Annotated in this window: 12 protein-coding genes; 5 read left to right on the top strand and 7 right to left on the bottom strand. The window is 70.9% G+C overall.

The window, feature by feature from the left end; genetic code table 11:
• Nucleotides 1-523 (bottom strand): hypothetical protein (locus ACFU6I_RS04850; protein WP_384361583.1); only part of this gene is annotated, 523 nt, incomplete at its 3' end.
• Nucleotides 524-983: 460 nt separating this feature from the next.
• Between ACFU6I_RS04850 and ACFU6I_RS04845 the strand changes: the two genes are divergently transcribed.
• The 3 genes from ACFU6I_RS04845 (at nucleotide 984) to ACFU6I_RS04835 (ending at nucleotide 4,236) form a co-directional block, all read left to right on the top strand.
• Nucleotides 984-1,595 (top strand): TetR/AcrR family transcriptional regulator, encoded by a 612-nt coding sequence (locus ACFU6I_RS04845; protein ID WP_384361581.1) that lies wholly within the window; start codon nucleotides 984-986, stop codon nucleotides 1,593-1,595.
• 72 nt (nucleotides 1,596-1,667) lie between these two features.
• Nucleotides 1,668-3,368 (top strand): acyl-CoA dehydrogenase family protein, encoded by a 1,701-nt coding sequence (locus ACFU6I_RS04840; protein ID WP_384361578.1) that lies wholly within the window; start codon nucleotides 1,668-1,670, stop codon nucleotides 3,366-3,368.
• A 10-nt stretch (nucleotides 3,369-3,378) separates the two neighbouring features.
• Nucleotides 3,379-4,236, top strand: a complete 858-nt coding sequence (locus tag ACFU6I_RS04835; protein ID WP_384361576.1) for a hypothetical protein — start codon at nucleotides 3,379-3,381, stop codon at nucleotides 4,234-4,236.
• Nucleotides 4,237-4,239: 3 nt separating this feature from the next.
• Here ACFU6I_RS04835 and ACFU6I_RS04830 read toward each other — a convergent pair whose 3' ends face one another.
• The 5 genes from ACFU6I_RS04830 to ACFU6I_RS04810 all read right to left on the bottom strand — a co-directional run bounded on the left by ACFU6I_RS04830 (nucleotide 4,240) and on the right by ACFU6I_RS04810 (nucleotide 7,846).
• Nucleotides 4,240-4,881 (bottom strand): DUF6629 family protein, encoded by a 642-nt coding sequence (locus tag ACFU6I_RS04830; RefSeq protein ID WP_384361573.1) that lies wholly within the window; start codon nucleotides 4,879-4,881, stop codon nucleotides 4,240-4,242.
• A gap of 182 nt (nucleotides 4,882-5,063) precedes the next feature.
• Complete coding sequence (locus ACFU6I_RS04825; RefSeq protein ID WP_384361571.1) at nucleotides 5,064-5,813, bottom strand: SRPBCC family protein; 750 nt, start codon at nucleotides 5,811-5,813, stop codon at nucleotides 5,064-5,066.
• A 10-nt stretch (nucleotides 5,814-5,823) separates the two neighbouring features.
• The gene (locus ACFU6I_RS04820) at nucleotides 5,824-6,936 is read right to left on the bottom strand and encodes an XdhC family protein (protein ID WP_384361568.1); all 1,113 of its coding nucleotides are present in this window, start codon (nucleotides 6,934-6,936) and stop codon (nucleotides 5,824-5,826) included.
• Nucleotides 6,929-7,381, bottom strand: coding sequence for a VWA domain-containing protein (locus tag ACFU6I_RS04815; RefSeq protein ID WP_384361565.1), 453 nt, complete (start codon nucleotides 7,379-7,381; stop codon nucleotides 6,929-6,931). The genes ACFU6I_RS04820 and ACFU6I_RS04815 overlap by 8 nt, the downstream gene beginning before the upstream one ends.
• Before the next feature lie 165 nt (nucleotides 7,382-7,546).
• Nucleotides 7,547-7,846, bottom strand: a complete 300-nt coding sequence (locus tag ACFU6I_RS04810) for a DUF1876 domain-containing protein (protein WP_384361562.1) — start codon at nucleotides 7,844-7,846, stop codon at nucleotides 7,547-7,549.
• Between the two features lie 270 nt (nucleotides 7,847-8,116).
• Here ACFU6I_RS04810 and ACFU6I_RS04805 point away from each other — a divergent pair, with 270 nt between their 5' ends.
• On the top strand, nucleotides 8,117-8,965 hold the full coding sequence (locus tag ACFU6I_RS04805; RefSeq protein ID WP_384361559.1) for a PP2C family protein-serine/threonine phosphatase: 849 nt from the start codon (nucleotides 8,117-8,119) through the stop codon (nucleotides 8,963-8,965).
• Between the two features lie 82 nt (nucleotides 8,966-9,047).
• Nucleotides 9,048-10,043: an MASE1 domain-containing protein gene (locus ACFU6I_RS04800; RefSeq protein ID WP_384361626.1), complete on the top strand. Its 996-nt coding sequence runs from the start codon at nucleotides 9,048-9,050 to the stop codon at nucleotides 10,041-10,043.
• A gap of 15 nt (nucleotides 10,044-10,058) precedes the next feature.
• On the opposite strand, the gene ACFU6I_RS04795 is transcribed toward ACFU6I_RS04800, so the two are convergent.
• A complete protein-coding gene (locus ACFU6I_RS04795; protein ID WP_384361557.1) occupies nucleotides 10,059-11,324 on the bottom strand; it encodes an FAD-binding protein in 1,266 nt (421 codons plus the stop codon).
• Nucleotides 11,325-11,572 lie beyond the last annotated feature (248 nt).

The following is an 11,572-nucleotide window of genomic DNA, read 5'->3' as shown; positions in this document are numbered from 1 at the left end:
TCTTGTGGTCGCGGTCCTTGCGATCGCAGTTCTTGTGATCGCGATCCTTGTGGCCCCAACCGGCGTGGTCGCGGTTCTTGTGGTCGCGGTCCTTGCGATCGCAGTTCTTGTGATCGCGATCCTTGTGGCCCCAACCGGCGTGGTCGCGGTTCTTGTGGTCGCGGTCCTTGTGATCGCGGTCCTTGTGATCGCGGTCCTTGTGATCGCGGTCCATGCGGTCGCGGTCCTTGTGATCGCGGTCCATGCGGTCGCGGTCCTTGCGATCGCGGTCCTTGTAGTCGCGGTCCTTGTAGTCGCGGTCCTTGTAGTCGCGGTCCTTGTAGTCGCGGTCAAGGCTGCGGTTGGTGCCGTTGTCGGATCCGGGGCTGTCGTACTGGATCTCGCCCAGGACGGCGCCGGAATACGAGCTCGGCCGGCCATAACCACGGTCGTTGTCGTCGGCGGCGGCCGGGAGAGCGGCGGCGCCCACCAACGCGCCGGCAGCAATGACGGTAGCAGTGAACCGCCATGCGGAACGGGACATGAAAACCCCTCAGGTGCAGGCCCGGACCGTGTGGTCCGAGCGTTGATCGATCCCGACGTGAAGCCGAGAGCGCACACTTTGGCCCGATAGCCCGATTTATGGCATTAGCCTCGATGCGTGTTACGAAATGCAGACATTTCCGTCACACACGCATGCATTGGGCACGCATTCAACTACCCGGGTACCCGTCAATCGCTGACCGCTGCACCCACCCGTTCGATACCGGCACACCCGGCACGGCGCGCACCACGTCAACCCGTGTACACCACAGCTCACCCTTGCGAGAAAGGCGCGGATTTCTGTAACAGCCGTCGCCCACCCGACCTCGAACGGGCTTTCTGCTACTCGGAGGAAGGGGAAAGAGGGTTCTACCTCCCCGCCGGCGGCCGCCGATCATTGCGCGGCCGGCGCGGCGGTGGTTCAGTGGGACCTGAAGTTATGAATCGAGGTTCAGATCATCATGGCCTACCGCCCCACCGCCCGTACCGAGGCGACCCGGCTCGCGCATCGCCAGCGGCTGCTGGACGCCGCGCGGCAACTGCTGTCCGAGGGCGGATACGCCGCGGCCAGCATCTCCGCGCTCGCCGAGCGGGCCGGAGTCGCCACCGGCAGCGTCTACAACCACTTCGCCTCCAAGCAGGAGCTGCTCGCCGCGGTCTTCCGTCATGTCGCCGGTCATGAACTCACCGCGGTGCAGCAGGCCGTGGGCGCCACAAGAGGGGCGGCGGAGCAGTTGCGCACCCTGGTCGAGGTCTTCGCGTTCCGCGCGCTGCGAGCACCCCGCACGGCCTGGGCGCTGCTTGCCGAGCCGGTCGATCCGCTGGTCGAGGCGGAGCGGCTGACCTATCGCCGCGGCTACCACACCCTCGCCGAGATGATCATCGCCGCGGGGATCGAGGCCGGCGAGCTGCCCGTGCAGAACGTCCGGCTCGCGGCCGCCGCGGTGATCGGGGCGATCAGTGAGGCGCTGCTCGGTCCGCTCTCCCCGGTGGGGGAACGCACCGACCCGGAGCCGGTCGTGGCGGAGATCGCCACACTGTGCCTGAGAGCGGTGGGAGCGGGCGGCACCTGACCGCACCGCCGTACCAGCAGAGCAGCCTCCCGGCCGAAACTCCTACCGCCGACGTCAGACAGGACCGCCGCCATGACCGTCACCGCCCACCCCACCGGCCTCCGGTCGGGGGCTCCCGCATCGCACCCCACCCACGAGGTCACCAATCAGGTGCCGCCCCGGACCGGCCTGGACGAGTACGGCACCAATCCACCGCTCGCCGAAGCGGTACGGGCATTCGGCGCGGCCTGGCACGAGCCGGAGCTCCATGAGATCGGCAGCCTGGTCGGCTCGGAACCCTTCCAGAGGAACGCGGAGCTCGCGCACACCTCACCTCCCGTGCTCCGCACCCACGACCGGTACGGCCATCGCGTCGACGAAGTCGAGTTCCACCCCGCGTACCACGAGGTCATCGGCGCGGCCGTGGGCTACGGCACGCACACCGCGGCCTGGGCCGATCCGAAGCCGGGTGCCGCGGTCGCGCGGGCGGCGTCGTTCATGCTGTTCGCCCAGATCGAGCCGGGTCACGCCTGCCCGATGTCGATGTCGCACGCCGTGGTCCCCGTCCTGCAGCGCGACGGCGAGGTGGGCCGTGACTGGCTCCCGGGCCTGCTCAGCCGCTCGTACGACCCGCGGCTGATCGCTCCGGGCAGCAAGTCGGGGCTGACGTTCGGCATGGGCATGACGGAGAAGCAGGGGGGATCCGACGTTCGCGCCAACACCACCCGCGCGGTTCCGGTTGTCTCCGACCCCGACGGCCGGACCCACCTGCTGACCGGCCACAAGTGGTTCTTCTCGGCCCCGCAGTCGGACGCCTTCCTCGTTCTGGCCCAGGCCCCGGCCGGGCTGACCTGCTTCCTCGTACCGCGTGTGCTGGCCGACGGCACCCGTAACACCGTCCGTATCCAGCGGCTGAAGAACAAGCTCGGCAACAAGTCGAACGCGTCGTCCGAGGTGGAGTTCGACGGAACCTGGGCGGTGCGGGTCGGCGAGCCCGGTCGTGGCGTTCCCACCATCATCGAAATGGTCAACCACACCCGTCTGGACTGTGTTCTCGGCACCACCGCGGGCATGCGCCAGTCGGTGTCCGAGGCGATCTGGCACGCGCAGCACCGCAGCGCCTTCGGTGCCAGGCTGGTCGAGCAGCCCGCCATGACAGCGGTCCTCGCCGACCTGGCCCTGGAGACGGAGGCGGCGACCTGGACCTCGCTTCGCCTCGCCCGGGCCTACGAGACCGGCAGCAGCGAGTCCGAGACGATGTTCCGCCGACTGGCCACCGCGGTGTCCAAGTACTGGATCTGCAAGCGCGGTCCGCACCACGCTTACGAGGCCCTGGAGTGTCTGGGCGGCAATGGCTACACCGAGGACTGGCCGCTCGCCCGGCGCTACCGCGAGCAGCCGGTGATGGCGGTGTGGGAGGGCTCCGGCAATGTGATCGCGCTCGATGTGCTGCGTGGTATCGCCAGGACCCCACAGTCCCTGGATGCCTTCTGGGCCGAGCTGGAGACCACGGCCGGGGCCAGTGCCGTGCTGGACGCGCATGTGCTGCGGGTGCGTCAGGAGCTGGTCGCGGATCTGCGCGATCCGCTCGCCGCGGAGCTCCGTGCGCGGGCGACGGTCGAGGGCATGGCTCTCGCCCTGCAGTCCTCGCTGATGCTGCGGCATGCTCCGGCGCCCATGGCCGAGGCGTTCGTCGCCGCACGCCTCGGCGCGGACCGCGGTCACCAGTACGGCATCCTGCCGCGCGGCACCGACACCACGGCGATCGTGGAGCGGCACTTCGGCGCGCGTTAGCTTGGTGTGCATGAAGTCGAGATCCCGCACCCTGTGGCTACGAACCGAACCCCTCCATGCGGTCACGTATTTCGACGCGCAGTGCCGCGCCATGGGCAAGTCCCTTGGCCTGAAGGGGTTCTGGATGGGGTATTTCGCCGCGCGCACCGCCCCGATGGGGCGGGTCGACCCGGGTACGGCCGCCGCCGCACTCGGCGTCTTCGCCCCCGGGATGGTGGCGCGGGCACTGCCCGCGGCGTGGCAGATCGTCGCTCCCGGGGCGATGACGGACATGCGCGCCCAGCGGGCCGCCGAGGCACTGCGCAGGGTGATCCCCGGCATCGAGGACCGAGCCGGTGAGCTCTGCCCGCCGTTGGCGGCCATGGTGGAGGACGCGCCCCTGATGGCCCGGCCCCTGTTCGCCGCCAACCGCCCGCTCTGCGACCGGGACGACCCGGTGGAGAGGCTGTGGCAACTCAGCACATCTGTGCGGGAGTTCCGGGGAGACGCCCATATAGCCGTGCTCGCCGATCATGATCTGGACGCTCCGGAGGCCCTCGTTCTCGCCGCCGCGACCGACCGGGTCCCCCGCGACGGGATCCGGCTCGACCGGGGCTGGAGCGAGGAGGAGTGGGCTGCGGCCCAGGAGCGGCTGCGTGCGCGCGGACTCGTCGACGCGGACGGGGCCGCCACGCCGCGCGGCCATGAGGAGCGGGCTCTGATCGAGGACGCCACCGACCGGTTGGCCGCCCGGCTGCTGCGCACGCTCGACGACACCACCGTGGATACACTCCTCGCCGCACTGGAGTTGCCGACCCGACGGGTACTGGAGGCCAAGGTGCTGCCGTTCCCCAATCCCATCGGACTGCCGGCCCCGTCGGTGGAGTGAACCTCAGCAGTTCTGCGCCGGTGTCCGTGGGTCCGCAGGCGGCCGGCGTCGCGCCCGGGCGAGGAGGACGACCGAACACACCGCCGCGAACGCGCACCAGGTCGAGACGTACTCCAGCCGCCACAGCTCCGCGCACACCCCGGCCCCGACGGCGACGAGGACGCCGAGCAGCCGGAGCAGCCGGTCGCCGGAGAGCAGCAGAGAGCCGACCGTGGCCACGAGGTAACCCACGACCAGCAGTTCGGAGTGGGGAAGGTCGAGGACATAGCCGAGGGTGTGGCCGCGGATCTCTGCGGTCACGGGGCGGGTGGCCAGACCGGACGCGAGGGAGGCGGCGGTCACGGCGCCCACCGTGAGCGGGATCAGGAGTCGGCGCCGGGCATCCGGCGGCGCGGCGCACAGCACACCGAGCGGCACCCACAACGCCAACAGCGGCAGGGCGATGACGGCCCAGACCACGGTGGCGGGGCCCGTGCCGCCACCGGAGCGCCAGACGATCGACTCAATGATCTGATGGGTTCCGAGGAGCAACGGCAGTGCGGCGAGCGGCAGATCACGGGTCCGGCGGGTGCGCGCGACGCAGGCCGCTCCGATCGCGGCGATGCCCGTACCGGCCACGAGATCGGCGGTGGCACTCCAGCACATGGCGTCATCCCACCCCGGAATCGCACGGATCGATCTCTGGCAGGGGCAACGCTACGGTCCGAGCGGCCGGCGACGCCGATATCGACATCCGCACCGAGTACAAGGGTGATGAGCGGCGAGCCCACCAGGATCGGTACCGGAGCGGATGGCAGCAACCGCATCCACTCCCCCTCGGACATCACCTACGTCGGCTGAGAACCGATCGGGACCCCGACGGTCCGGCCGCCCCGCCGGCGGCAGATCGCGCGCAGGAGGAGCACGACCAGCGCGGCAAGGGCGGCCGCGCCGAGGACCGCCGCCGCGCGTTCGGCCACCGGCGCACCCGCCCTGCGCATCAGATCGACCGGCTCCGCCTCGTATGCGCCTGTGCCGCCGCCCACGGGCGGCGCCGCGGGTTCGGGCTCCGCGGCGCCGGTCCACGGGACGGGCCCGCGCCCAGCCGGTTCCGCGGCGCCGTTCTGCGCTGCGGGTCCACACGCGGCCGCTGCCGCCTCCGACAGCTGGGCGGAGAGGCACCCGGCGAACTGCCCGACGAGCTCGTCGCTGACGTCGCTCATCACTCGGCGGCCGAACCGGGCGGGCCGTCCGGTGATCGTCAGGTCGGTGTCGACCGTGACGGTCGTGCCGCCGCCGCGCTCGACGAGGGTCCCGGTGACGGCGGCCGCGGCCATGCCCTGGCCCCGCACTTCCTTGCCCTTGGCGGCCAGCACGATCAGGTGCTCCGGTTCGTCCGTCTCCAGGAAGGTCGCCGTGCCGCGGTAGGTCACGGTGATCGGCCCCACCCGCACCTCGGCGGAGCCCTTGATGGTCTCGCCGTCGAAGTCCTCCACGATGGCGCCGGGCATGCAGTGCGAGACCCGCTCGATGTCGAGCAGCGCCCGCCACGCCTCGTCGACCGGTACCGGAACGGTGAATGAGTTGTGCAGCTGCATGGTCTCCTCCTCACACGGCCTTCGGTCGCGGCCGGTGGATCGCCCCGGCCGTGTCCGCCAGAGGGGCGCCGGTACCACCCCAGCGAAGCGCGACGATCTCCGCGGCGATCGAGACGGCCACCTCCTCGGGGGTACGGGCGCCGAGGTCGAGGCCGATGGGCGAGCGCAGTCTCGCGAGCTCCGCCTCGCCGAGTCCGGTCTCGCGCAGCCGGGCCAGACGGTCCTCATGGGTGCGGCGGCTCCCCATCACGCCGATGTACGCGGCCGGGGAGCGCAGGGCCACCTCCAGCAGCGGGACGTCGAATTTCGGATCGTGGGTGAGTACGCACATCACGGTCCGCTCGTCGGTGTCGGTGCCGCGCAGGTAGCGGTGCGGCCAGTCGACGACCACCTCCGCCCCGGCCGGGAAGCGGCGGGCATCGGCGAAGGCCGGGCGGGCGTCGCACACCGTGACCCGATAGCCGAGGAACGCGCCGATGCGGGCCACGGCGGCGGCGAAGTCGATCGCACCGAAGACCAGCATGCGCGGCGGCGGCGCGAACGACTGCAGGAACACGGTGACGTCGTCCTCGCGGCGCTCGCCGCGCGGTCCGTAGTGGCGCAGGCCCGTTGCCCCTTGGGCCAGTTCGCCCCGGGCGTCGGCGGTGACGGCGACGTCGAGGCCGCTGGTGCCCAGGGAGCCGGACACCGTGTCCGGCCATACGGCGAGCGCGGCGCCGCGCGGGGCGGGGCCGTCGGTCACGGTCGCGACCACCACCGGACGGTGTGCGGCGACCGATGCGGCGACCTCGCCGAACGCGGGGTCGGTGACGGCCGACACGGGACGTACCAGGAGGGTGATCTCGCCTCCGCAGGTCAGCCCGACGGCGAAGGCGTCCTCGTCGCTGTATCCGAAGGTGTGGAGCTGTGCCCGTCCGGTCTCCACGACCTCCTTGGCCAGGTCGAAGACGGCGCCTTCGACGCAGCCGCCGGAGACGCTGCCCACGACTTCGTCTCCGGGCCCCACCGCCATCGCCGCCCCGGGGCCGCGGGGCGCGCTGCGGGTGACCGCGACGACCGTCGCAAGTCCGAACGGTTCACCGCAGGCGTACCAGCGGCTCAGCGCCGGGAGGATCTCACGCATGGCACTCACCGCCTGCCGGTGCGGCTCCACCGACGACGGCCGCCGACTGCTCCAGGGCCTGCAGGCCGTATTCGTCGACGAACGCGTCCACGCCGGGCAGCGCTGCTGCCATGACCGCTGCCCGTGGTTCGGAACCCGGTGCGGCCCGGCGCGGGTTGGACCGCACCACCCGGTGTGCCGACCGGTGCAGCCACCGCATCCGATCCGCGAGCAGCGCGGGGTGGCCGCGCTCCCGGCCGTCGGGGAGCACGACGGCCGCGGTTCCCCGTGCGGTGGTGCGTCGCCCCCCTGTGTCGAGGACGGCACCCGGCGTCTCGCCCTGCCGGGTGCCGTCGCTCCGCTCGGGGACGGCCGTCGCAACGGCGGCCGGTGCCGTGTCCGGATCGCGGTGCGTCATCTCGCGGGTCACCCGGGTCAGCCGGGTGCCGATCGTGAACACTTCCATGAGATACGGGTCATACGTCCTCCGCGGGACGGGAACAGCCCTGAAGGCCTGGGGGAAGCCCTCTCGTTGTCTCCCCCCTTCGCCGTGCAGCCGCGCGCACCGCGACGACACCGGTCACCCGGCGGCGGGTCACGCCCTGATCCGGTCCGATCCGGAACCAAGGCCTCAGCTCGACACATCGGTCCAGGCGTACGGCTTGCCGAGGGGACCCTTGGGTGGTCCGGCACCCACTGCTTCCATTTCGCGGTCCGCCTCTCTCATCAGCTGGCCGGCGACATCCTTCATCGCGCGGCTCGCCGCGAGTTCGTCACCGATGCTGGGGATGTCCACGTCCGTCGGGTTGCAGCGCGCCACCCCGTGGCCCGTGAGCCTCTCGGAACCGGTGTCCAGCACGGCTTCGGCCTTGGTCGTGCCCTCCTCCTCGGACAGATCGAGGCGGAGCTTCCATTCCAGCGTGCGTGTCATTGCGCACCTCCTCGCCCGCGCGCGGCCACGGTGGGCCGCGACGACGCGGTCCTGTTCTCAGGATCTCTCCACCCGCGTCCGTTCGCGCGCTCCCGACCCGGCCCCTTCCGGTCGGCACGATGCGATCGGCCGGCGGCTGCTCGCGCTGCAGAGTGTTCACCACCGAAATATGATGCAGGCGGCAGCCGGAAGAAGGGCCTCACGGTTCCGTCCCGCCACGTGAGGCCCTGTATGTTGCGGCTCGCGAACGAATGCACTGCGGAGCGGCCCATGAACCGGCGTCGTCCTCCCACTTCGGTGAGTTCGGAGGAGCTGCTCGCCACGTTGCAGCGGCTCACCGCCCGGGCGCGGCAGGAGGTGCAGCTGCACCAGGCGCGCGTGGAGCTGGCCGAGGCGCTGCAGCGCGAGATGCTGCCGGCCACCCTGCTCACCCGCCCCGGTCTGCAGACGGCGGCCCGTTACACGCCGGCCCGCAGTGGCCTGGACATCGGTGGCGACTGGTACGACTGCTTTCCGCTGCCGAACGGCACGCTCGCCTTCGCCATCGGGGACGTACAGGGCCATGACGTCGAAGCCGCCGCGTTCATGGGGCAGATCCGGATCGGGATGCGGGCGTTCGCCGCCACGACCTCGGATCCGGGCGAGATACTGAGCCGCACCAATGATCTGTTGCTGTCCGTCGACAGCACGCTCTTCGCGACCTGCACGTTCGCCCGTCTCGACACACGCACGTGGGTACTCGACACCGCGCGCGCCGGACATGTGGCCGGGGTATGGGCGACGGTCGACGGACGCTCCGGCATCTTCGAGGACGCGGGCGGTCTGCCGCTGGGCATTCAGGCCGGTCCGCGGTATCCGGTCACGCGGCACCGGCTGACAGCCCCGGGGGCGTTCGTGCTGCTCACCGACGGCGTGGTCGAGGGGCCGTCGTTCCCGATCGAGGAGGGCCTGGACACGGTGGTGCAGCTGCTGGCCCCACGCGCCGCGGCCGGGGCCGGGGCCGACGAGCTGGCCGACGCGGTGCTGCAGGCGGCGGAACGCACCGGGCACGAGGACGATGCCGCCGTACTCGTCCTGCGCTACGACGCATCCCGGGCCGCACAGCGTGACGACCGGTGACGCCGGCAGCGCACCGTGAGCATCGCCGAGCCGAGCGTGTCACACAGCCGCCGCCCCGGGCCCGCGGTGTCTCATGAGACCTGTGATCCGCAGTGAGGGAACCAGAGACACGGCGGTGACCGCCCTCAGCATCCTGGCGGTTGCCGCCGCCTACTACGCTGCGGGACAGATCGGTCTGCTCCGGCAGGTGACCGTCCACGGCGCCAGAGTCACCCCCCTCTGGCCGCCGACGGGCATCGCACTGAGCGCTCTGCTCTATCTCGGCCTGCGTATCTGGCCCGGTATCGCTCTTGGATCCTTGCTCGTCGTCGCCACCGTCACCGGTCCGGTCAACCTCGCATCCCCCGGCATCGTCGCAGGCAACACGCTCGCGCCGGTCTGCGCGTACCTCATGCTCCGTCAGGCCGGATTCCGGAAGGAGCTGGACCGGCTGCGTGACGGGGTGGTCCTGGTCTTCCTCGGTGCGATGGCCGGGATGCTGATCAGCGCCTCCATGGGCACGATCATGCTGGCCGTCACCGGCAGGCTGCCGCTCGGCCAATTCTGGCCGGTCTGGGCAGCCTGGTGGGCGGGGGACGCCATGGGTGTACTCATCGTCACCCCGGTGCTCCTCGTGATGCGCAGGGCGCGGCTGCCGCGGAGGACCGACCGGTGGGCAGAGGCGACCGCGCTGGCAGTCGTCTGCGTCGTGCTCGGCCTGGTGGCCACCAGAAGCTCACTGTCGATGCTCTACGTGACGTTCCCGGTGCTCATCTGGGCCGCGCTGCGCTTCCAGCTCGCGGGCAGCGCGCCGTGCGCCCTGGTGCTGTCCGTGCTGGCGATCGTCGCGGGCAGCGAGAAAGTGGGACCGTTCACCGGTCACACGATCCTTGAGATCATGCTCAATCTGACGATCCTCAACGGCTCCATGGCCCTCACCGCACTGCTGCTGGCATCGATCGTCAGCGAGAGCATGAATGTCCGGCACAGGATCGAGCAGGCCTGCGAGGAGCTCGCCGAGGTGGTGGAACATCTCGCGCCGGGAAGATCGGCGACCGCGTGGCCGTCCCGACACCGGCACAAGCACGACGGCCGCTGACCTTCACACTGTGCGTCACCGCGGGAAGTGGCGGTCCAGGAAGTCGTTGCGGAAGGTGCCGGACGGGTCGTACCGGGCCATCAGCTTCTCGAAGTCGGCGTACCGCCCGTACAGCGCGCGCAGCGTCTCGGGCGCGGTCGTGAACACCTTGCCCCAGTGCGGCCGGGCACCGAACGGTGCGAGCGCCTCCTCGATCGCGCCGAGCACCGGCGTGACGGCGGCCGTGTCCGGAACCCAGGTGAAGTGGAAGGCCACGGCGTCGATGCCGCTCGCGGGGCTGAGCCACAGGTCGTCGCGGGCCACGGCGCGGATCTCACCGATCTGCAGCAGCGGGGCGATCCGGTCCCGGATCCGGTCCAGTGCCTCGTACGCCGCCGCGGCGTCGCGCCGTGCCACGAAGTACTCCGACTGCAGCTCATCCCCGTTGCTGGGGGTGAACTCCAGCCGGAAATGAGGCAGTCGCCGGTGCCAGGCGCCGGGAACGCCCTGCTGCCGGGTGCAGTTCCGAGCGGGCATGCCGTGGATCGGGTGTCGCGGGCCGTCCGCGAGCCGTGCACCGAGCCATTCGGCGGGTGCCTGCCGCGCTCCTCCGGCATCCACCCGCTGCTTGAGCCAGACCTGGTTCACCGGGCCTCCGCGCCAGTCGGTGAAGAGGCTGACGCTGTATGCGGCGGACATCACCTCGTCGAATCCGTCCGGGTCACCGAGCCGGGACTGCGGCAGCTCCTCGTAGACCCACTGCTGTACGTCGAAGGCGGGCACCAGGTCCAGGGTCAGCCGGGTCACCACCCCCAGGGCGCCCAGGGCGACCACAGCGCCGGGGAAGTCCGCGTCGCCGCGCTTCAGCTCCACGATCCCGCCGTCCGCCGTGACCATCTCCAGCGCCCGGACCGCTCCGGCGATCGAGCGGTTGCCGATGCCCGAGCCGTGCGTGCCGGTCGCGCAGGCGCCCGCCACGGAGATGTGCGGCAGTGAGCCCAGGTTGTGCAGGGCGTGGCCGTTCTCATGGAGAACGTCGGAGAACTCCCCGAAGCGCAGTCCCGCGCCGACGGTGACCGATCCGGCCGCCGGGTCGATCTCGACGACGCGGTCCAGCCCGGCCAGCGACACGAGGTCTCCGGCCGTGTCCGCGACCGTGCTGAAGGAGTGCCGGGTGCCCAGTGCCCGTACCGTGGCGCCGGAGGCCACGATCTCCTGGATCCCGGCCACCGAGCGGGGGGCGTGGAGGCGCCGCGCCCCGAAGGTGATGTTTCCGGCCCAGTTCTTCTCCGCGGGAGTCACAGCACGCCTTCCTTCTCTTGCCTGCCGGCGCTCGCCGCCATGGGTGCATCCTCCCAGACGTGGGTGCGGCATTGCGAGGGCGTGACATATCCGCACATGATCCCAGGGCGGAACCCGCCAAATGCGAACAGCCGACCGCAGACCTCCTGTATCCAGCGCGGAACGGGACGAGATCCGAGCCATCGTTTATGTCTGAACTTCACGAGAACTCCAGCGAAATGGCACGTGTGTGGATATCGTGCAGCGAG

Source organism: Streptomyces sp. NPDC057486 (genome assembly GCF_042802415.1).
Taxonomy (GTDB): domain Bacteria; phylum Actinomycetota; class Actinomycetes; order Streptomycetales; family Streptomycetaceae; genus Streptomyces; species Streptomyces yanii.
The sequence above is the reverse complement of the archived record's forward strand: the minus strand, read 5'-3'. Positions and strand labels throughout refer to the sequence as shown.